Source organism: Streptosporangium sp. NPDC002524, assembly GCF_040295985.1.
Taxonomy (GTDB): domain Bacteria; phylum Actinomycetota; class Actinomycetes; order Streptosporangiales; family Streptosporangiaceae; genus Streptosporangium.
On the sequence record NZ_JBEOWK010000015.1, the window covers coordinates 25583 to 45394 of the forward strand.

Here is a 19812-nt window from a genome sequence, read left to right on the forward strand (position 1 = left end):
CGGACAAGGGATCGAGAAGGAGAGGCGAGACGAGTGGCGCTGATGACGAGCCGTTTCGCCGACGGCCTCGCGGTGGGGTCCGATCTGGTCTCCGCGGCCGAGACCGCGGTGCGCCAGGCCCTGTCCGGCCTCTCCGGACCGGCCGACCTGCTCTGCTTCTTCATCTGCGGGGACGACCCCGACGACGTCTCCCGCGCCGGGCTGCGCGCGATGAGCATGGCGCCGGGCGCCGCCGTCCTCGGGTGCAGCGCCACCGGGGTCATCGGCGACGGGCAGGGAGTCGAGGTCACCCCCGCGGTGAGCGCCTGGGCCGCCTCCCTGGGCGGGGCCCGGCTGACGACCTTCGCGCTCGACACGCTGAGGACCGACGACCGGTTCGTCGTGGTCGGCCTGCCCGACCGCGCCCCCGACGACCACGCGGCCATCCTGCTCGCCGACCCCTACAGCTTCCCCACCGACGGTTTCGTCGAGCGCTCCGAGGAGGTCATGGGCAACCTCCCCCTGATCGGCGGCCTGGCCAACGCGATCCAGGGCCGCGGCGCGGTCCGGCTGTTCGCCGACGGGGAGATCCACACCGAGGGGGCCGTCGGGGTGCTGCTCAGCGGCGCCCTCAACGTCAGCACCGTCGTCAGCCAGGGCTGCCGCCCGATCGGCCCGACGATGGCCGTCACCTCCGCCGAGGACAACCTCCTGCTCGAACTCGCCGGGCAGCCCGCCCTGGCACGGCTGGAGGAGATCGTCAGCGCCCTGGACGAGGACGACCGCGACCTGGTCGCCTCGGGGCTGCAGATCGGCATCGCCATGGACGAGTACGCCGAGAAGCACGAGCACGGCGACTTCCTGATCCGGGGCGTGCTCGGCATCGACCCCGAGCGGGAGGCCGTGGCCATCGGCGACGTGGTCGAGATCGGCCGTACCGTCCGCTTCCAGGTCCGCGACGCCGCCACCGCCGACGAGGACCTGTACGAGCTGCTGGACGCCCACCGCGAGGAGTTCGGCCGGGTGGACGGCGCCCTGCTGTTCTCCTGCAACGGCCGGGGCTCGGCCATGTTCGGCAGCGCCGACCACGACGCCGTCGCCGTCCGTGACACCCTGGGCCCCATCGGGGTGGCCGGGTTCTTCGCCGCCGGTGAGGTGGGCCCCGTGGGCGGCCACAACCACGTCCACGGCTTCACCGCCTCCGTCCTGGTCTTCTCCTCCCACCAACCGGCCGAGAGCTCGTGACGTCACCTTCCGTTCACGGGACCGCGGGGGCCGGCTATGGGTGAGTGATCTTCGCTGTCGGGGGGAGGCCGAAGGCCCGGCGGGCCTCGTCGCGGGTGCTTTCCGTCAAGCCGGGGGAGCCGTTACCGCTGAGTTCGTGTGCCCTGGGGGCGCCGTCGGGGGAGAACATCGCGCGGACGGAGGGCAGGTTCATGGCGCCGTCCCCGGGCTCCTCGACGTGCCGGACCTCGAAGCGGCCCCCGGTGGCCTCCAGCGTGACGAGCAGCGGGCTCCTGAAGCCGGTGCCCGTCAGGAGCACGTCGCCGGAGCGGGCGAACTCCTCGCACGTGGCCACGACGCCGACCAGGTAGGCGTTCGCGCTCTTCCTGCGGATCTCGACGAGATCCTCGTGGCAGAACGTCCGTGGATCGAGCTCGGGTTTCTCCTGAGCCAGGAAGGTGTTCCCGACCCGTTCGGGAGCCGTCCGCAGGTAGTCGTCGATCACCCGCAGGAAGGTCGCCCGCGTGGAGGCGTCGAGGGTGAGGACCTCCTCGCGCGCCAGCCCTGTCAGATCCGGCCGCCGCGACTCCAGCGCCCACCAGCCCACCACTCCCAGAACGATCGGAAGGCAGACCGCCGCCACGACGAGCCGTTTCATGAGAAGATCATCGCCCGGTCCACCGAGGGACTTCCACCGGTTCCGTTCGGAAACTCACGACCCGCTCCGCGCTGGAGAGCGCTCTCGCACGTCGGCATGACCGTCGGGCGAAACCGGGCGAGAAGCGGTGGACAGCTGACCCCAGACGGCGTGGCCGACGGCCTGGGTGCCCCGGTAGCCGAACCGGGAAGCGACGGCGGCGACGGTCGCCAGCCCCCGGCCGCTTTCGTCGGTGGTGTTCGGACGTCGTTTGAAGGTGGGGGTGCCGCCCCAACCACAGTCGTAGACGGTGATCCGGATCATGTCGGGCTTGCGGGTGACCTCGACGACGAAGGTGCCATGAGGTTGCCCGCTGGCGGTGTGCCGCAGAGCGTTGCTGATCAGTTCCGCGGCGATGAGTTCGGCGTCGTCGCGGTACGGGGAGTCGTCGAGCAGGAGACGGACGAAGCGACGAGCGGGCGATGCCTGATCCGGGCGGCCCGGGAAGGTGCGTCGCCAGATCATCCCACCAGGCCTGAGTCGGATCATCGCGTCGATCAACTCTGGGTTCAGGTCGTATCCCACCGGTTGTTCCTTTCCCGGGAATCTCCTGCCTGTCATGCCTGTTATAACAGGCATGACAGGCAGTGTTCAGGGGAATTCGATAACCGAGAAGACGCGACTCCCTACTCTTGGTGATCGACGATCCGGTGTGTCCGGCGTGATTGGTCTACTCGTAGACGCAGGAAGGAGGTGACCACATGGCTCGCTGGACCGGGCTTCCGGCCTATCTCCAGATCGCCAATGACTACCGGGGGCGTATCTTCGACGGCGCGTTGCCACCCGGGGCGAAGCTGCCGTCCGAATCCGAGGTGATGGCCGAGTACGAGGTCTCGCGCATCGTCGCGCGCAAGGCGATCGAAATGCTGCGCAACGAGGGGCTGATCGTCAGTCACACGGGCAAGGGCAGCTACGTCAAACAGATCACCCGCATCGTGCGCGACGCCACCACCCGCTACTCACGATCGGCGCGAAGCGCCTCACCTTTCGCGAACGACGCCTCCCGCGCGGGGCAGGGTGGCGGATGGGATCACGAGAGTCACCGGGCGAAGGCCAGTGCCGCCGTCGCCGAACGCCTGATGATCGCCTCCGGTGACCCCGTGATGGTGACCGCCTATCTCTTCCGCGCGGGAGCCGAGCCCGTTCAGCTCTCCACGTCCTACGAACCGTTGGAGATCACCGCGGGGACGTCGGTGGAGTATCCGGAAGACGGTCCTGTCACCGGTGTCATCGCCAGGATGGACACCCTCGGCGTCCACGTCGATCACGTGATCGAGCGCGTCACCTCACGTGCCGCGCGTCCCGAGGAGGCCGAGCGCTTACACCTCACCCAGCCCTCTCAGGTCATGGTCGTCAGCCGCACGCACCACGCGGGGGACCGCCCGGTCGAGACCTGTGACATCGTCGTGCCCGGTGATCGCTACGAGTTGTCGTACCGGATCGACGTCCACTGACGGCCGGTCGGCGGGAGAGCCTTTTCCTCACCTTCCTCACCGAGCCGGGGCGGTCCGGCCCAGGGGCGCGCACGTCGTACGATGATCCGCATGTCAGACACCCAGGTGACCTACGACGACGTGGTCGCCGCGCGGGAGCTGCTGGCCGACGTGGCCCTGCGGACCCCGCTGCTCCACTCCCACGTGCTCTCCGAGATCATCGGCGGGCCCGTCCACCTCAAGTGCGAGAACCTGCAGCGCTCGGGTTCGTTCAAGATCCGGGGGGCGTACGTCAGGATCGCCGGGCTGACCGCGGAGGAGCGGCTGCGGGGGGTGGTCGCGGCCAGCGCGGGCAACCACGCGCAGGGGGTCGCGCTCGCGTCCGGCCTGGTCGGCGCCGGGGCGACGGTCTACATGCCGCGGGGGGCGCCGCTGCCCAAGGTGGCCGCGACCCGGTCGTACGGCGCGGAGGTGCTCTTCGCGGGCGACACCGTGGACGTCGCGCTGGAGCGGGCGAGGGAGCACGCGAACCGGACCGGGGCCGTGTTCATCCACCCCTTCGACCATCCCGACGTCGTCGCCGGGCAGGGCACGATCGGGCTGGAGATCGTGGAGCAGCTGCCCGAGGTCGGCACGATCGTGATGTCGCTGGGCGGGGGCGGGCTGGCGGCCGGGGTGGCGCTCGCGGTCAAGTCGCTGCGGCCGGGCGTGCGGATCGTCGGGGTCCAGGCGGAGAGGGCCGCCGCCTACCCGGCGTCGCTGGCCGTCGGGCATCCGGTGGAGGTCAGGCCCGCCTCGACGATGGCCGACGGCATCGCGGTGGGCCGTCCGGGCGAGCTGCCCTTCGAGCTGATCCACTATCTGGTCGACAGCGTCGTCACCGTCAGCGAGAGCCAGATCTCCCAGGCCCTGGTGCTCTGCCTCGAACGCGCCAAGCAGGTCGTCGAGCCCGCGGGCGTGGCCGGGGTGGCCGCGATCCTGGCCCACCCGCACGTCTTCGAGCCGCCCGTGGTCGCCGTGCTCTCCGGGGGCAACATCGACCCGCTGCTGCTGGCCAAGGTCCTCCGGCACGGCCTGGCCGCCGCCGGGCGCTATCTCACCATGCGGGTCCCGCTCCCCGACCGGCCGGGCGCGCTCGCGGCGCTGCTGTCGAGGCTGGCGGAACTCGGCGCGAACGTGCTCGACATCGTGCACGAGCGGCTGGGCATGCACGTGGGGGAGGTCGAGGTCCAGCTCCAGCTGGAGACCAAGGGGCCGGTGCACTCCGAGGAGGTGCTGGGCTCCCTGCGCGTCGAGGGATACAAGATCGCCGTCGCGTGAGCCGCGAGGGGATGGAAGGTAAGGGGGCGATGCCTGTGCCGCCCCTCCGTTTTCCTGGTGCCCCGCCGCCCCCGCCGCCCCCGCCGTCTCACGGAGTCGCGAAGGGAGCGAGGGGCGACCGGTCACGTCACCAGGTGGTCGGCTTCTTCGCGGTGAACAGCCAGGCGTCGAAGAGGGGGCCGAGCTTCTTGCCGGAGATCTTCTCGGCCATCGCGACGAACTCCGGGGTCGTGACGCTCCCGTACTTGTGCGTGGCGTTCCACTCCTTCAGGAGCTTGAAGAACGCCGGGTCGCCGATCCGCTGCCTGAGCGCGTGCAGCGTCATGCCGCCCCGGGTGTAGACGGAGTTGTTGAACAGGTCGTCCGGCCTGGCCTCGCCGGGGGCGTAGCTCCAGATCGGGTCGTCGGCCCCGGCGCTGTAGTGCCTGCGGAAGAGCTGCTCCGCGGTGGCCTGGCCGTCGTGCTCCGACCAGAGCCACTCGGCGTAGGTCGCGAAGCCCTCGTTGAGCCACAGGTCCTTCCAGCGGGTGATGCTGAGGCTGTCGCCGAACCACTGGTGGGCCAGCTCGTGGGCGATGATGGCGTCGTCGGGGGCGAACCCGCCGTACATGGGCTTGGTCTGGTTCTCCAGCGCGTAGCCGGCGGGGAAGTCGTCGACCACGCCTCCGGTGGAGGAGAAGGGGTAGGGGCCGAAGACCGTGCTCCAGTAGTCGGTGACCCTTCCCGACACGTCGTACAGCTTCCGCAGCGAGCCCTGGAACCTCGGGTCGACGGCCGCGATGTTCTTCAGGCCTCCGGGGGTCCTGCCCTGGAGCATCTCGAACTTGCCCAGCGTCATGGTGGCGAGGTAGCTGGCCATCGGGTGGCTCTCCCGCCACCGGAAGGTCGTCTTGCCCCCGGCGGTCTTCGGCGTGCCGACGAGCTCGCCGTTGGCCAGCGCGGTCAGCCCGGCGGGCACGGTGATCGCGAAGTCGTAGCTCGCCTTGTCGGAGGGGTGGTCGTTGCCGGGGAACCAGGTCTTGGCGCCGTTGGGCTGACAGGTGACGAACGCGCCGTCCTTGGTCGGGATGAAGCCGTACGTGCCCAGGTTGGAGGAGCCCCGGACCGGTTCGGGCTCGCCGGCGTACGCGACCTCGACGGTGAACGCCGTGGCGTCCGGGATGGACGCGGCCGGGGTGACGCCGAGCTCGGTGCCCGTCCTGGCGAATTTCGCGGGCTTGCCGTTCACGGTGACCCGGCTCACGGTGAAGCCGGAGAGGTCGAGGTTGAAGCTCGCCAGGCTCTGGGTGGCCCGGGCCGAGATCCGGGCCACTCCCGACAGGTGCTTGGAGGCCGGGTCGTAGCCCAGCGTGAGCCCGTAGTGGCCGACGTCGTAGCCGCCGTTGCCGTCGGTGGGGAAGTCGGAGTCGCCGATCCCCGGGGCGCCGGGCGCGGCCTCGCGGCCGGTGGGGAGGTCGGAGGCGGAGGCGACCGGTGTCACGGGGCTCACGGCGGAGGCGTCCGGCTTCACGGGTGGGGTGCTCGCCCCGTTCGACGCCGAGCAGGCGACCGTGCCGATGGTGCCGAGCGTGCTGAGAAGAGCGGCGGTCGCCGTGGTGGCCAGCCGTTTGGACGCCATACGTTAAAGCCCCTTTCCCGGCCGGACGGCCGAGCCCGTGGAATGGCACACTACGCGACTGACCTGCGCCGATCAGGCGTCTGTGACAAGCGTTCTGGCCGCGAGGTCGTGTACGGCCCGCTTGCGTGAGTGGAAAAGGATGAAAGCTACATCTATCCAGCCCAGGCAGCAGGTGGAGTACATCAGCCACGTGATCAGCTCACGGAGCGCGATCTGCCCGACACCGGCCTTGTGCCCGCTGATGTCCGCCACGCGCAACCGGAAGATCCTCTTGCCGAGCGTCTGACCGTGCCAGAAGGCGGTCAGCAACCAGGAGTACAGGAAGCCGATGACCGCCACCAGGAGAGTCTCCGCGTAGGGTACCTGCACCGACAGACCACTCTCCGCGCCCGTGACGGTACTGACGGTCCGGTACGTGAAGGGTGAGGAGATGATCCCGATGACGAGAAGGTCGAGGATTCCCGCGAAGAGGCGGCGCCAGCGCCCGCCCAGCCTGATGCCGCCGGGCCAGGGAAAACCTCCGGGAGATTCTCCCGCGGGCGGGTGACCGAAGACGGGATAGTGACCTGTTTCACGGTCCCGGCCACGAACCACTTCATGATCGGGGCCGGGGCCGGGGTCCGATCCGTGGTCCGGGGGGTGACCTGGGCCGGGGCCGGGGTTCGGTCCGTGGTCCGGGGGGTGACCTGGGCCGGGACCAGGACCGGGACCGGGTCTGTGGCCCGCGTCGGGACCGGGGTCGGGCCCGTGACCCGCGCCGGGGCCCGGACCCTCGTAGCCCGGTCCGGGCGGGGCGGGATCGGACCAGGGGTCCGATCCCAGGTCCTCCGGCGGCGGCGGTGCTGATCCCATTCAAGGGTGATCGCCACAAGGCCGCCATCGCAAAGCCAAGGGGGGTTATGCGTTGCTCCCGAGCGGCCGGCTCCGGGCGTCCGGCCGGTTACAGGTTGCCGCGCAGGTCCTGCTCGCGCTCGATCGCCTCGAAGAGCGCCTTGAAGTTGCCCTTGCCGAAGCCGAGCGAGCCGTGCCGCTCGATCAGCTCGAAGAACACCGTCGGGCGGTCCTGCACCGGCTTGGTGAAGATCTGCAGCAGGTAGCCGTCCTCGTCCCTGTCGACCAGGATCCCGCGCTTCTTCAGCTCCTCGATCGGCGCGCGGACCTCGCCGATGCGGGCGCGCAGCTCGGGGTCGTCGTAGTAGGAGTCGGGGGTGTTCAGGAAGCTCACACCGGCCGCGCGCATGTGGTCGACGGTGCTGAGGATGTCGTTGGTGGCGAGCGCGATGTGCTGCACGCCGGGGCCGGCGTAGAACTCCAGGTACTCGTCGATCTGCGACTTCTTCCTGGAGATCGCCGGCTCGTTGAGCGGGAACTTCACCTTGCGGGTGCCGTCCGCGACCACCTTGGACATCAGCGCCGAATACTCGGTGGCGATGTCGTCGCCGACGAACTCCGCCATGTTGGTGAAGCCCATGACCCGCTTGTAGAACTCCACCCACTCGTCCATCTTGCCGAGCTCCACGTTGCCGACGCAGTGGTCGACGGCCTGGAACAGGCGGCCGTTGCGCACGTCGGGGGCCGCCACGATGGGCTCCGCCGCGACGTAGCCGGGCAGGTACGGGCCGCTGTAGTTGGACCTGTCGACCAGGGTGTGCCGGGTCTCGCCGTAGGTCGCGATCGCCGCCGACACCACCTTGCCGTGGTCGTCCTCGACCGCGTGCGGCTCCACCAGCCCCCGCGCGCCCTGGGCGAGCGCGTGGGCGTAGGCCGCCTCCACGTCGGGGACCTCGATGGCGAGGTCGATCACGCCGTCACCGTGCTCGGCCACGTGGCGGGACACCCCGGTGCCGGGACGCACCGCCCCCCGGAACTCGAACCTGGCCGAACCCGAGGTGAGGACGTACGCCACCTCGTCACGGCTGCCGTTCTCCGGGCCCCGGTAGGCCACGAGCCGCATGCCGAACGCGCTGGAGTAGTAGTGGGCGGCCTGCTTGGCGTTGCCCACCGCGAAGACCACACAGTCCATACCGTTCACAGGAAAGATGTCGCTCATGCGAATACTGTCTGATTTTCTGGTCGGTTTGTGCAACACTGTCTTCAAGTACTGCGCAAAATGCACATCTACTCGCCGGTCACCGCGGAGTATCTGTACATCATGACGATCGACCAGCTCGACGCCCGGCTCATCGCCCTGCTGGCGGCGGAGCCCCGGCTCGGGGTGCTGGAGTGCTCGCGGCGGCTCGGCGTGGCCAGGGGGACCGTGCAGGCGCGCCTCGACCGGCTGGCCGCTCGCGGGGTGGTCACCGGGTTCGGCCCGGACATCGCCCCCGCGGCGCTCGGCTACGACGTGACCGCGTTCGTGACCCTGCAGATCCGCCAGGTCAGCGGGCACGATCCGGTCGCCGACCAGCTCGCCGCCATCCCCCAGGTGCTGGAGGTGCACACGATCACCGGCGGCGACGACATGCACTGCCGGGTGGTGGCGCGCAGCAATGCCGACCTGCAGCGGGTAATTGACCTGATCGTTGACGTCCGGGGCGTGGTCAGGACCTCGTCGGTGATCGCCTTGGACACCCCTGTGCCATACCGTGTTCTGCCTTTGGTGGCCGATGTCCCGCGCAAGGGGAACAGCTAGCCGTACCATGCCAAGCAGGGGCCAGACACCGTTATCCATCGTTTACCCTTAACGGTCCGCAACCGTCGGGGGTCAGCGGCGGGTCCTATCGGGGGGTCACGCGTGTTAAAGGGCGGGACGGGCAGTCCCAGGAGGAAACTCCTGAGGATCACACTCGTTGTCTTCGGAGTCGGGCTGATCTCGGCGATCGGCCTGCTCGGGGTGGTGTGGGCGATCACCCCCATCCCCGACAGCACGCAGCCGAGAGCCACCGCACAGGGCTCGGTGATCTACTATCGCGACGGCAAGACCGTGCTGGCCAGGCAGGGCGTCAACCGCAAGAGCGTCGCCCTCGACAAGGTGCCGCAGAGCCTGCGCAACGCGGTCATCGCCGCCGAGAACCGCTCCTTCTACGACGACCAGGGCGTCTCCCTCTCGGGCACCTTCCGCGCCATGTGGTCCACGGTGAGCGGCCAGCAGCTCCAGGGCGGCTCCACGATCACCCAGCAGATGGTCCGCAACTACTACAGCGGCCTCAGCCAGGAACGTTCCATAGTCAGGAAGCTCAAGGAGGTCATGATCTCCTTGAAGGTGGATCAGTCGAAGCCGAAGGACTGGGTGCTGGAGCAGTACCTCAACACGATCTACTTCGGCCGGGGCGCCGACGGGGTCCAGGCGGCGGCCGCGGCCTACTTCGGCAGGGACGTCAGCAAGCTCACCCTCGCCCAGGGCGCCTACCTCGCCGCGGTGATCCAGCAGCCCTCCAGGTTCGCCGACCCGCAGGGCCCCGACCTCTACGCGGCGAGAGACCGCTGGAGGTCGGTGATCGACGGGATGGTGGCCACCGGGGCCATCACCTCCCAGGAGGCCGCCGAGGTGACCTTCCCCACCCTCCGCAAGCCCAAGGCGATCTTCGCGCCCAAGGGGCAGGAGGGCTACATGCTCGACCAGGTGACGGCCGAGCTCAAGAGCAGGGGATACACCGACGAGGTCATCAACCAGGGCGGCCTGAAGATCGTTTCGACCTTCGACAAGAACCTGATGGCCGCCGCCGAGCGCGCCGTCACCTCGGTCCTGCCGGACGGCACCCCCAAGAAGGTCCGCACCGGGCTCGCCGCCGTCGACCCCGCCACCGGTGAGGTCGTGGCCTTCTACGGCGGGCGCAGCTACACCGCCAACAAGTTCGACAACTCCTTCTCGGCCAAGGTGCAGGCCGGGTCGACGTTCAAGGCCTACACCCTGGCCGCGGCCCTGGACAACGGCTTCGGCCTCGACACCAGGGTCGACGGCAACTCGCCGCTCCGGATCGCCTCCGCCGACATCCCCAACTCGGGCGGCTACTCCTACGGCGAGGTCAACCTCGTGAAGGCGACCCAGAGCTCGGTGAACACCGCGTTCGTCGACCTCGCCCAGAAGGTCGGCCTCAACAAGGTCGTCAAGCTCGCCGAGGAGGCCGGGATCCCCGCCGCCCAGCTCGACCCGCACCGGGGCGCCGCCACGCTCCCGCTCGGCGTGGCCTCGGTGAGCGCCGTCCAGAACGCCTCCGGCTTCGCCTCCTTCGCGGCCGAGGGCGTCCACCGCGAGGCCCACGTGATCCGCTCGGTCACCGACGCCGAGGGCAACGTCGTCAAGAGCTCCACCAAGGGCAAGCGCGCCTTCGGCGAGCAGGCGGCCATCGACGCCACGTACGCGCTGACCCAGGTCGTCGAGGGGGGCACCGGCTCCGGAGCCCGTCTCTACGACCGTCCCGTGGCGGGCAAGACGGGCACCACCGACGAGTCGGCGGCCGTGTGGTTCGCCGGGTTCACCCCGCAGCTCGCCGTGGCGGTCGACATGTTCCGCGACGACAACAAGCCGGTGACGGTGAACGGCAGCGCCCTGTACGGCGGCTCCTACCCCGCGCAGATCTGGCGGGCCTTCATGACCGAGGCGATGGAGGGCAAACCGGTCAAGGAGTTCAAGGAGCCGTCCAACTACGGCTACTCCGAGACGTACGGCGACTACGGTCCCGACGACGAGTACGGCGACCAGCAGGGCGACGGCCAGGACAGGAGCACGCCCGGCCCCGAGGAGACGGGCACTCCCGGCCCTGACCAGAGCGCCACCCCCGACCAGCAGACCCCGGGGCCCGACCAGCCCCCGGCGACCCCCGACGACGTCGGCGAGGGGCCGGGCGGTCCCGGCGACAACCCCGGGCCCGGCCGGGGTGACGTCCCCGACGGGCGCGGCGGGGACGGCGGTGACAGGGGAGGCGAGGACAGGGGCGGCGGCGATTTCGGCGTCGAGGGCCTGGGCCACAGACTCGGCGACCCCTTCCAGGGCAACTGACCCCGTTCGGAGCGACGCCTCCCGGCCGCTCCGAACGGATCTCGCCCGCTCCCTCACGCCTCACCCGGCTCGTTTACGCCTCGCCCAGGTCCCGGGGTCTCGCCCGCTTTTTACGCTTCGCCCAGGTTCTCAGGTCTCGCCCGGTTCGTTACATCTGGCCGAGGTTCTTACGCTCGGCCTGGTCCGTCACGCTCCGCCTGTCAGTTCGGCTCGCAGGGCCGCCGGGGTGGTGACGGGCATCCTGCAGGTGAAGCCCCGGCACACGTAGGCCGCGGGCTCGCCGCCGACCAGGCCCCTGCCGACCAGCAGCGGGACCTCCCCGGAACCGGAACCGGCATCGGCATCGGAACCGGCATCGGCATCCGCGTCAGGACCGGTGGCGGAAGCGGGTTCGCCGAGGGCGAGGACCAGGCCGGGCAGGGGTGACAGCAGGGCCGCCCTGTGCAGGGCCGTCGTCGCCGGATCACCCGCCGGGCCCACGATCGCGACCTCGATCGGGCCGGACAGCGCGGCCTGGGCCGCGGCCAGCCCCCACCCGGCGAACCGCGCGTGCTTGTCGGCCAGCACCGTGACCGTCCCCAGGGCCGCCTCGGCCGCCTCCCGGTGCCGGGCCGAGCCGGTCAGCGCGGCGTACGAGAGCAGCGCGCCCGCGGCGGCGAACTGGCCGGACGGGGTGGCGTTGTCGGTCGCGTCCCGGGGACGCTGGAAGAGCCGTTCGGCGTCGTCGGCGGTGTCGTAGAACCCGCCGGAGCCGTCGGAGAACCGCTCCAGGACGGTGTCGAGCAGCGCCCCGGCCCGCCGGAACCAGCGGATCTCCCCGGTCACCCCGTACAGGGCGAGCAGGCCCTCGGCGAGGTCGCCGTAGTCCTCCAGGACTCCGGCGTTGGTGCCCGGCCTGCCGTCGCGGGAGGTGCGCAGCAGCCGGTCGCCGTCCATGTGGAGCTCGTCGACCAGCACGGCCGCCTCGCGCGCCGCCTCGACGAGGTCCGGCCGCTCGAACAGGGCACCGGTCTCCGCGAGGGCGGCGATGGCCAGGCCGTTCCAGGCGGCCACCACCTTGTCGTCGCGCCCCGGCCGTACCCGGTGGGCCCGCGCGGCCAGCAGCGCGGCGCGGACCCGGGCGAACCGTTCGGCCTCGCCGGGGCCGGGGTCGGCGAGGAGCTGCAGCACCGAGGTGCCGTGCTCGAACGTCCCGGTCACCTCGAACAGCTCGATCGCCCAGAGCCCGTCGTCCTCGCCGAGGGCCTCGCGGATCTCCTCACGGGTCCAGGCGTAGAACTTGCCCTCCACGCCCTCGCTGTCGGCGTCCAGGGCGGAGGCGAAGCCCCCCTCGGGGGTGCGCATCTCGGCCAGCAGCCAGTCGGCCGTCTCCAGCGCGACCCTCCTGCCCAGGGCGGAGCCGGTGGAGCGCCACCAGTGCGCGTAGACCCGCAGGAGCAGGGCGTTGTCGTAGAGCATCTTCTCGAAGTGCGGGACCACCCACTCGGCGTCCACGCTGTAGCGGGCGAACCCCCCGGCGAGCTGGTCGTAGATGCCGCCGCGCGCCATCGCCTCCAGCGTCCGCCCGGCCATGGACGTCGCCGCCTCGGCGGTCGCCCGCCGCTCTCCGTCCCCGATGTCCGGCGCGTCCCCGACGGCCGCCGAGCCGTAGCGCAGCAGGAACTCCAGGGCCATCGACGGCGGGAACTTGGGCGCTCCGCCGAAACCGCCGCGGACCGGGTCGAAGGACTCGGCCAGGCTGTGCACGGCCCGGGTGAGCGTGTCCGGCGTGGGCAGCGGCCCGGACGGCAGCGCCGACCGCTCGTTCAGCGCCTCCACGATCTTCGAGCCCTGCTCCAGCACGGCCTCCCGCTCCTCGGTCCAAGCGCTCGACACCCCGGCCAGCAGCCGCTGGAACTGCTGCCTGGGGAAGTAGGTGCCGGTGTAGAAGGGGTGGCCCTCCGGGGTGGCGAAGACCGTCATCGGCCACCCGCCCTGACCGGTCATGGCCTGGGTGGCGGCCATGTAGACCGCGTCGACGTCCGGGCGCTCCTCGCGGTCGACCTTCACGTTGACGAAGCGCTCGTTCATCAGCGCGGCCGTGGCCCGGTCCTCGAAGGACTCGTGAGCCATTACATGGCACCAGTGACACGCCGAGTAGCCGACGCTGATGAGCAGCGGCACGTTCCGGCGGACGGCCTCGGCGAACGCCTCCTCACCCCATTCGAACCAGTCGACGGGATTGTCCGCGTGCTGGAGCAGATAGGGACTCGTCGCGTCCTTCAAGCGGTTCATGGAAACCTTTCCTGCGTACGCGGTGCGTGCGTGCTTCCCACGAGGTGCGTTCTTCCCGCGAGGGGCGTGCTTCTCACGAGGTACGCGCTTCTCACGAGGTGCGTTTCTCCTGCTTCCCACGAGACGCGGGCTTCCCGCGAAACGTGTTTCCCGTGGGACGCGCGCCTCTCGTGGAACGTGAGCCTCCCGGAAACGCGGGCTTTCCGCGAGGCGCGCCCGCGGCGGAGCGCGTGGAGATCGCGCGTCGCGGTTCGGCCCACCCGGTTCCCTCTCACACTAAACCGGGAGCGGGACGGCGCCGCGAGCGCGGGCGGGCGGGCCGCCCGTCGCGCGGCCGCCGGTGCCGTGGTCACTTCCCGTCGCTCCCCGCGGTCGTGGCCGAAATTTTAGGCCGTGGATGACGTGCGCGGGTGCGTCGCTCCCGTACGCCCGCCGGTGGCTCTGGTGGGGTTTGGCGGAACGGGGTCCGGTGTCGCCGGCGCCGGGCCCGGACCGGGGACGAGGGGGGCCGCGATGACGGGCAGGTCGGCGAGGAGGGACGGCGCCGGGCGGATCGCCGTGCCCGGCACGATTCTGGGCATCGGGCTGGGAGGGTTCGTCGACGGCATCCTGCTGCACCAGATCCTGCAGTGGCACCACATGCTGTCCAGCACGAACACCGACAACATCGGGGTGAGGTACTACCCGGTGGACACCGTCCCCGGGCTGCGGATGAACACGCTGTGGGACGGCCTGTTCCACGCGTTCACCTGGCTGGCGGTGCTGATCGGCCTCGGCCTGCTGTACTCGCGGGTCCTGGGCTCCCGCGGCCGGGTGTGGAGATCGCGGGAGCTGTGGGGCTGGATCCTCGTCGGATGGGGGCTGTTCAACCTGGTGGAAGGCGTCGTCGATCACCACCTGCTGGGAATCCACCACGTGCGGACCGGCCCGTACCAGACCTGGTGGGACCTGGGGTTCCTGCTCCTGGGCGCGGTGCTCGTGATCGGCGGGTGGCTGCTGCAACGCGGTGGTGGCGGCGGCCCGGTCGAGCTGTGCGACCAGGGCGGACGTGACCAGGGCGGGCATGACAAGGATGCGCGCGACCAGGGCGGGCGTGACCAGGGTGGGCGTGACCGGGGCGGGCGTGACGAGGGCGGGCGTGACGAGGGCGGGCGCGCCCCCGCCGCGCCGGTGTCATGATCACCCTGGCGCACGAGGCCCACCGGCACGGCGACGGCCTGGCGTCGGCGCTGCCGCCGGCCCTCCTGGCCGCGCTGGCGGGCGGGTACCTGCTGCTGGCGGTACGGCGCGGTCGTGAGCCCAGGGGCTGGAGCCGGTGGCGGACGGCCGGTTTCCTCACCGGTGCCGCGCTGGTCGCCGCCGCCGTGACCGGGCCCGTCGCCGCGTTCGCCGCGACGGACTTCCGCGGGCACATGCTGCAGCACCTGCTGATCGGCATGCTGGCACCGCTGGGCCTGGTGCTGGGCGCCCCGGTGACGTTGCTGCTGCGCTCGCTGCCGCCGGTCCACGGGCGTCGCCTCGGCGCCGTGCTGCGCTGCCGGGCGGCGCACCTGCCGGCCAATCCGTGGGTCGCGCTGCTGCTCAGCGTGGGAGCCATGGTGGCGCTCTACTGCACCCCGCTGTACCGGATCGTCTCCACCGGCGCGCTGCCGCACCACCTGGTGCACGTGCACTTCCTGCTGGCCGGCTGCCTGTTCGCCTGGGCGATCGCCGGTCCCGACCCGGCGCCCCGCCGCCCCTCGGTCCCCGTCCGGCTGGTCGTGCTGGGGGTGGCGATCACCGTGCACGCCGCGTTGTCGCAGCTGATGTACGCGGGGCTCGTCGTCGACGTGCCCGTGCCGGTCGCGCAGCTGCGCGGGGCCGCGGAGATCATGTACTACGGCGGCGACATCGCCGAGCTGCTGCTCGCCTTCGCGCTGGTGAGCACCTGGCGTCCCGTCCGGGCCACCGCCCCACGCCGTACGCGTGCCCCGGCCGTCGCGTCCGGCGTCTCCTGACCCCGTCCCCTTGACCTCCCGGTGGCGTGTCGCGAGCGCGCCGTACACCTGCCAGGGCCCCTGAGACGGGCACGGTGCGTCAGGTGCGCGAGGTGACACCGGGCGGGAAGGTGTGTTCGCCGCGCTTCCGGCGTAGGCTCACTGGGCGTGGATCTCGACTTCGTCTGTGTGCACGCCGGAAGGGCGGCTTCCGAGCTGACCCGGCGTGATGTTGCCCGTGCGCTCCTCGCCGTGCCGTCCGGCGTGGCGCTGGTGGCGCTGCCCGACCTGAGGCGGGCGATGCTGGCGGCGGGCAACCCGCTGTCGGTGCCCTTCTGGGACTCCGCGAAGGCGACGCTCAGCGCGATCGAGTCCGGCGGCGCGACCGTGGGGGACGTGCAGCGCTGGATGGAGTCCACCGGCACCGAGCCGCTCCTGCTCACCCCGAGCTTCTTCGTCTGGCCCGAGGAGGACGAGCGAGGGCCGGTCGGCGAGGAGATGTTCCACGGGCTCGTCGCCTACCTGGAGGAACGGGTCGCCGCCGGGGAGATCGACCCGGACGCGCTCGCCCGGGGCGACGAGGGGGCCAGGGAGGCCTACGCGGACCTCCAGGAGCGCTGGCTCACCGGCCCGCTGCCCGACGGGCGGATCCCCGGCACCGCGGTCTCCGACGAGCAGGACGAGGAGCTGTTCGCCGCCTGGGACGAGGAGGAGGCGTTCGCGCTCGCCGAGCTGCGGCGCATCCTGGCCGAGCTGCCCGACCCCGAGCGGCCCGTGCGGGAGCTGCGGGCCGCGGCCACCCGGCTGCGCGAGGTGCTGGGCAGGCCCGGCTATCCCGGCAACGTGCTGCGGGCCTGCGCCGGGTACGAGGGGGAGCCGCTGCCGGCCGACGACGAGGAGCTCTGGCTGACCGTCACGGCGGGCATCGCGGGGCCGATCTCCGACCTGCCCGACGAGGAGGACCGGCTGGAGGTCTTCTCCGACCTGGACGGGGAGCTCAGCCACGAGGACTCGGTGCTCGCCGCCCTGTGCGCGATCCACCACGCCGACTGGCTCGCCGTGGTCGCGGCCCTGGCCAGGCGCGGCCCCGGGGTGCTGGCGTCACCGGAGCGGATCGCGAGGCTCATCGCCGAGTCGGAGGACATCGACGTCGACCTGGACGAGCCGGAGGACCTGGAGGCGGCCGAGACGCTCTTCAGCTCGGTCACCCCGCTCTGGGCGTGCCTCGGGATCGTCGACAGGACCGAGGTGCTCACCTCGCTGGGCCGCTGGGGGCTGCCCAGGGCGCTGGAGCGCGCCTGGTCCTCGACGGACACCCTCGGCGACTGACGGGCCTCCCCCCGGTACGAGGGACTGACGGGCCTCCCCCGTACGGCCGCCGGGGGTTTCGGCGCGACCGCGGCTCCGGGCCGGGGCCGCCCGGTCAGCCCTCCTCGTCGAGGAGGTCGAGGTAGCCCTCGGGCACCAGGTCCCTGTACTCGGGGTGGCGCCGGATGTAGCGGGAGACGAACGGGCAGAGCGGCACGACCGCCCGGCCGGAGGAGCGGCTCGCGTCGAGGGCCGCGGAGGCGAGCCGGCCGCCCAGGCCCTTGCCCTCGTGCTCGGGGAGGATCTCGGTGTGGGTGAAAATGATCTTCCCGGCGCGCAGGCGGTACGCGGCGAACCCGGCGACCTCGCCGTCCAGCAGGATCTCGAAGCGCGAAGCCTCGGGGTTGTCGGAGATCTCGATGTCGTCGGCCATGATCGTCCTCGTTCGCTCTCGGGGTTTCGGATCGGCGGACAGAGCCCTTCGCGCGGGTCGCGCGGTGGCCGGTCGGGACCGTGGATCCGGCGGGGCTAGGGAGCGGTCGGCGTCGTCGTGGTGGCGGTGCCGTTCCGCTCCCTCAGCTCGGCCTCGGAGGGGACCTCGATCCTGGAGATCTGCTTCCTCATCGACTTGACCAGCACGTAGAGGGCGAACCCCAGGCCGGCCACGACGAGGAAGCCCAGGAGACCCGGGCTGACGTCACCTTTGGTGACGGTGTCGAATGCAATCACACGTCAAGTTTGCCACCGCCACCCCATGGTCGCGTCAGTGGCAGGCGTGCGAGACCGTGTCGGCCGGGACCTCCGCGAGGACACCGGTGAACAGGTCGTCCTCGGGAGTCTCGACGTCCACGAGCGAGCGGGCCAGGTGGTAGTCCTCGGTCGGCCAGACGTCGCGCTGCAGGTCGCGGGGGCAGACGAACCAGAAGCCGTCCGGGTCGACCTGGGTGGCGTGCGCGAGCAGCGCCTCGTCGCGGAGCTCGAAGTAGTCGCCGCAGGGCACGCGGGTGGTCACCGCCCACTTCTGCGGCCGGTCCTCCCAGCGGGAGATCCAGTCGGCGTACGGGGAGCCGATGCCGCGGGCGTTCATCGCCTCGTGCAGCGCCTCGAACCGGTCCTTGGTGAAACCCATGTGGTAGTAGAGCTTCAGGGGCTGCCAGGGCTCGCCGGTGCCCGGGTAGCGGTCGGGGTCGCCGGCCGCCTCGAAGGCCTCGACCGAGACGCGGTTGGTCATGATGTGGTCGGGGTGCGGGTAGCCGCCGTCGTCGTCGTAGGTCAGGATCACGTGCGGTCTGAACTCGCGGACGGCCGCCACCAGCGGCTCCGAGGCGATCTCCAGCGGCTGCAGCGCGAAGCAGCCCTCGGGCAGCGGCTCGCTCTCGTCCTCCGGCAGGCCGGAGTCGACGAACCCCATGAAGCGCTGCTCCACGCCGAGGATCTCCCGGGCGCGCTCCATCTCCAGGCGCCGGACCTCGCCGATGTTCTCAAGGATCTCCGGGCGCTCCATTTTTGGGTTCAGGATCGACCCGCGCTCGCCTCCGGTGAGCGTACAGACCAGCACGTCCACGCCCTCGGCCACGTAGCGCGCCATGGTGGCGGCGCCCTTGCTCGACTCGTCGTCGGGATGCGCGTGAACGGCCATCAGCCTGAGCGGTGCACTCACGGGCTCGGTGTCTCCTTATGTCGGTCGCGCTTCGGATCGTCGTCGGTCGCCTCGCGGACGGCCCGCCTGGCCGTGTGTCCCGCTCCGCTCGACGTGGGTCCCCGCGCGCCCTCGGCTTACGTCACTCTAGAGAGAGGTTAGTTTCTCTTGGGCGGTCGCGAGGGCGAGGCCCCCGCAGGGGACAATTGTCTCGGATAACACCGAGGTAGTGCAGGGAGATTCCGTCATGGCCACCAGCGAAGCCGAGAAGGGCCGTCAGGACGGTCCCGTCCTCGGCACCCCGGGCGACTTTCCCGACCGCCCGGAGCGCAGGGGGCGCTTCGTCGTGCACGTCGTGATCGCGATCCTCTGCGCCGTGTGCGCGGGGGGATGGGGCTACGTGATGTGGGCGGCGAAGGGCAACACGGAGGTCATCGACCAGGTAATCGCGTTCGACACCAGCCGCGGCGATTCTGTGCAGATCACCTTCGAAGTGGTCAAACCCTCGGATCGCGCGGCGCTCTGCCGCCTGCGGGCCACCGATGTCAGCCACGTGGAGGTCGGCAGCAAGGAGGTCAATATTCCGGCTGGTGAGGGGTATGTTCGGCTTACCGAACGGCTAGAGACCAGTGCTCCCGCCACTTCCGGCCATGTCCAGTACTGCTATCTCGTATAGTGAGACATTTGGGGAGGCGGTCGAGGGGTTAACTTGTTAGCCTTTCGAAATTCGACCGACCGCAACCCCCAGGCACCAAGCACGAAGCCCCCGAGGAAGCAAGGAGAACCCGTGGCCGACTCCCACAGCGAGAGCGTCACCTGGCTCACTCAGGAGGCGTACGACCGCCTGAAGGCTGAGTTTGAGCACCTCTCGGGGCCCGGGCGCGTCGACATCGCCAAGAAGATCGAGGCGGCACGCGAAGAGGGCGACCTGAAGGAGAACGGCGGCTACCACGCCGCCAAGGACGAGCAGGGCAAGATGGAGGCCCGCATCTTCCACCTCCGCCAGATCCTGGACAGTGCCAAGGTCGGCGAGGCGCCCCGCACCGAGGGCGTGGTCGGTCCCGGCATGACGGTCACCGTCCGTTTCGAGGGTGACGAGGAGGAGGTCGCGTTCCTGCTGGCCTCGCGCGAGGAGAGCGGCGCCCCGATCGACGTCTACTCGCCCAAGTCGCCGCTCGGCGCGGCGATCAACGGCAAGAAGATCGGCGAGAAGGCGAGCTACACGATGCCGAACGGCCGCTCCAACACGGTCGAGATCCTCGAGGCCGTGCCGTACATCGGCAACTGACCTCCCCACACTTCTGGCTCACACTCCGATCGACTCGCTGATCCGCCGGGACGGGCGTCCCGGCGGATTGCCGTGTGTCAGAGGGTTTGGTGGGGTTTCGCAAGTCTTGCGGCCACA

General features: G+C 70.7%; 19 protein-coding genes. 10 read left to right on the forward strand and 9 right to left on the reverse strand.

The genetic code is table 11. The features are described 5' to 3' along the window. The first annotated feature begins 42 nt into the window (after positions 1-42). Positions 43-1224, forward strand: a complete 1182-nt coding sequence (locus ABT053_RS25040) for an FIST signal transduction protein (protein ID WP_350972162.1) — start codon at positions 43-45, stop codon at positions 1222-1224. A gap of 34 nt (positions 1225-1258) precedes the next feature. Here ABT053_RS25040 and ABT053_RS25045 read toward each other — a convergent pair whose 3' ends face one another. Both ABT053_RS25045 and ABT053_RS25050 read right to left on the reverse strand, forming a co-directional pair. Then, positions 1259-1861, reverse strand: a complete 603-nt coding sequence (locus ABT053_RS25045; protein WP_350971818.1) for a hypothetical protein — start codon at positions 1859-1861, stop codon at positions 1259-1261. A gap of 54 nt (positions 1862-1915) precedes the next feature. Beyond that, positions 1916-2425, reverse strand: a complete 510-nt coding sequence (locus ABT053_RS25050; RefSeq protein ID WP_350971820.1) for an ATP-binding protein — start codon at positions 2423-2425, stop codon at positions 1916-1918. 176 nt (positions 2426-2601) lie between these two features. On the opposite strand from ABT053_RS25050, the gene ABT053_RS25055 reads away from it, so the two are divergent. Together ABT053_RS25055 and ilvA are read left to right on the forward strand one after the other, a co-directional pair. Then, positions 2602-3354 (forward strand): GntR family transcriptional regulator, encoded by a 753-nt coding sequence (locus ABT053_RS25055; protein ID WP_350971822.1) that lies wholly within the window; start codon positions 2602-2604, stop codon positions 3352-3354. 90 nt (positions 3355-3444) lie between these two features. After that, positions 3445-4653 (forward strand): threonine ammonia-lyase, encoded by a 1209-nt coding sequence (gene ilvA, locus ABT053_RS25060; protein WP_350971824.1) that lies wholly within the window; start codon positions 3445-3447, stop codon positions 4651-4653. 127 nt (positions 4654-4780) lie between these two features. On the opposite strand, the gene ABT053_RS25065 is transcribed toward ilvA, so the two are convergent. The 3 genes from ABT053_RS25065 to hppD all read right to left on the reverse strand — a co-directional run bounded on the left by ABT053_RS25065 (position 4781) and on the right by hppD (position 8294). Next, complete coding sequence (locus ABT053_RS25065) at positions 4781-6271, reverse strand: M1 family metallopeptidase (protein ID WP_350971826.1); 1491 nt, start codon at positions 6269-6271, stop codon at positions 4781-4783. Between the two features lie 72 nt (positions 6272-6343). After that, positions 6344-7123, reverse strand: coding sequence for an RDD family protein (locus tag ABT053_RS25070; protein ID WP_350971828.1), 780 nt, complete (start codon positions 7121-7123; stop codon positions 6344-6346). An 88-nt stretch (positions 7124-7211) separates the two neighbouring features. Next, positions 7212-8294, reverse strand: a complete 1083-nt coding sequence (gene hppD, locus ABT053_RS25075) for a 4-hydroxyphenylpyruvate dioxygenase (protein ID WP_502991851.1) — start codon at positions 8292-8294, stop codon at positions 7212-7214. A gap of 129 nt (positions 8295-8423) precedes the next feature. Here hppD and ABT053_RS25080 point away from each other — a divergent pair, with 129 nt between their 5' ends. Beyond that, positions 8424-8903, forward strand: coding sequence for an Lrp/AsnC family transcriptional regulator (locus tag ABT053_RS25080; protein ID WP_350972163.1), 480 nt, complete (start codon positions 8424-8426; stop codon positions 8901-8903). A gap of 102 nt (positions 8904-9005) precedes the next feature. Next, positions 9006-11210, forward strand: coding sequence for a transglycosylase domain-containing protein (locus ABT053_RS25085; RefSeq protein WP_350971832.1), 2205 nt, complete (start codon positions 9006-9008; stop codon positions 11208-11210). A 186-nt stretch (positions 11211-11396) separates the two neighbouring features. Here the strand turns inward: ABT053_RS25085 and ABT053_RS25090 are convergent, their stop codons facing one another. Beyond that, the gene (locus tag ABT053_RS25090; RefSeq protein WP_350971835.1) at positions 11397-13484 is read right to left on the reverse strand and encodes a thioredoxin domain-containing protein; all 2088 of its coding nucleotides are present in this window, start codon (positions 13482-13484) and stop codon (positions 11397-11399) included. Positions 13485-13997: 513 nt separating this feature from the next. On the opposite strand from ABT053_RS25090, the gene ABT053_RS25095 reads away from it, so the two are divergent. The 3 genes from ABT053_RS25095 to ABT053_RS25105 all read left to right on the forward strand — a co-directional run bounded on the left by ABT053_RS25095 (position 13998) and on the right by ABT053_RS25105 (position 16789). Beyond that, positions 13998-14663 (forward strand): DUF2243 domain-containing protein, encoded by a 666-nt coding sequence (locus ABT053_RS25095; RefSeq protein ID WP_350971837.1) that lies wholly within the window; start codon positions 13998-14000, stop codon positions 14661-14663. Further along, positions 14660-15481 carry a cytochrome c oxidase assembly protein gene (locus tag ABT053_RS25100; RefSeq protein ID WP_350971838.1) on the forward strand — a complete coding sequence of 274 codons (822 nt, stop codon included), beginning with the start codon at positions 14660-14662 and terminating at the stop codon, positions 15479-15481. The genes ABT053_RS25095 and ABT053_RS25100 overlap by 4 nt, the downstream gene beginning before the upstream one ends. Before the next feature lie 147 nt (positions 15482-15628). Further along, entirely contained in the window at positions 15629-16789 is a 1161-nt protein-coding gene (locus ABT053_RS25105) for a hypothetical protein (protein ID WP_350971840.1), read from the forward strand. 94 nt (positions 16790-16883) lie between these two features. Here the strand turns inward: ABT053_RS25105 and ABT053_RS25110 are convergent, their stop codons facing one another. Genes ABT053_RS25110 through mca form a run of 3 tightly spaced genes read right to left on the reverse strand, consistent with a single transcriptional unit; the run spans position 16884 to position 18428 of the window. Next, positions 16884-17243, reverse strand: coding sequence for a GNAT family N-acetyltransferase (locus ABT053_RS25110; RefSeq protein WP_502991856.1), 360 nt, complete (start codon positions 17241-17243; stop codon positions 16884-16886). 53 nt (positions 17244-17296) lie between these two features. Then, positions 17297-17497 (reverse strand): hypothetical protein, encoded by a 201-nt coding sequence (locus ABT053_RS25115; RefSeq protein ID WP_350971841.1) that lies wholly within the window; start codon positions 17495-17497, stop codon positions 17297-17299. A gap of 34 nt (positions 17498-17531) precedes the next feature. Next, on the reverse strand, positions 17532-18428 hold the full coding sequence (gene mca, locus ABT053_RS25120) for a mycothiol conjugate amidase Mca (protein WP_350971843.1): 897 nt from the start codon (positions 18426-18428) through the stop codon (positions 17532-17534). Positions 18429-18654: 226 nt separating this feature from the next. On the opposite strand from mca, the gene ABT053_RS25125 reads away from it, so the two are divergent. Both ABT053_RS25125 and greA read left to right on the forward strand, forming a co-directional pair. Beyond that, positions 18655-19083, forward strand: coding sequence for a DUF4307 domain-containing protein (locus ABT053_RS25125; protein ID WP_350971844.1), 429 nt, complete (start codon positions 18655-18657; stop codon positions 19081-19083). A gap of 111 nt (positions 19084-19194) precedes the next feature. Then, positions 19195-19695 (forward strand): transcription elongation factor GreA, encoded by a 501-nt coding sequence (gene greA, locus ABT053_RS25130; protein ID WP_350971846.1) that lies wholly within the window; start codon positions 19195-19197, stop codon positions 19693-19695. Positions 19696-19812: the final 117 nt, after the last annotated feature.

What these genes read in the sequence shown, in the direction of transcription:
- ABT053_RS25070 (WP_350971828.1), bottom strand. Translation starts at nt 7,123, where the DNA reads ATGGGATCAGCACCGCCGCCGCCGGAGGACCTGGGATCGGACCCCTGG.
- ABT053_RS25045 (WP_350971818.1), bottom strand. Translation starts at nt 1,861, where the DNA reads ATGAAACGGCTCGTCGTGGCGGCGGTCTGCCTTCCGATCGTTCTGGGA.
- ABT053_RS25125 (WP_350971844.1), top strand. Translation starts at nt 18,655, where the DNA reads ATGGCCACCAGCGAAGCCGAGAAGGGCCGTCAGGACGGTCCCGTCCTC.
- ABT053_RS25055 (WP_350971822.1), top strand. Translation starts at nt 2,602, where the DNA reads ATGGCTCGCTGGACCGGGCTTCCGGCCTATCTCCAGATCGCCAATGAC.
- hppD (WP_502991851.1), bottom strand. Translation starts at nt 8,294, where the DNA reads ATGGACTGTGTGGTCTTCGCGGTGGGCAACGCCAAGCAGGCCGCCCAC.
- ABT053_RS25040 (WP_350972162.1), top strand. Translation starts at nt 43, where the DNA reads ATGACGAGCCGTTTCGCCGACGGCCTCGCGGTGGGGTCCGATCTGGTC.
- ABT053_RS25100 (WP_350971838.1), top strand. Translation starts at nt 14,660, where the DNA reads ATGATCACCCTGGCGCACGAGGCCCACCGGCACGGCGACGGCCTGGCG.
- ABT053_RS25065 (WP_350971826.1), bottom strand. Translation starts at nt 6,271, where the DNA reads ATGGCGTCCAAACGGCTGGCCACCACGGCGACCGCCGCTCTTCTCAGC.
- ABT053_RS25090 (WP_350971835.1), bottom strand. Translation starts at nt 13,484, where the DNA reads ATGAACCGCTTGAAGGACGCGACGAGTCCCTATCTGCTCCAGCACGCG.
- ilvA (WP_350971824.1), top strand. Translation starts at nt 3,445, where the DNA reads ATGTCAGACACCCAGGTGACCTACGACGACGTGGTCGCCGCGCGGGAG.
- ABT053_RS25080 (WP_350972163.1), top strand. Translation starts at nt 8,424, where the DNA reads ATGACGATCGACCAGCTCGACGCCCGGCTCATCGCCCTGCTGGCGGCG.
- ABT053_RS25095 (WP_350971837.1), top strand. Translation starts at nt 13,998, where the DNA reads ATGACGGGCAGGTCGGCGAGGAGGGACGGCGCCGGGCGGATCGCCGTG.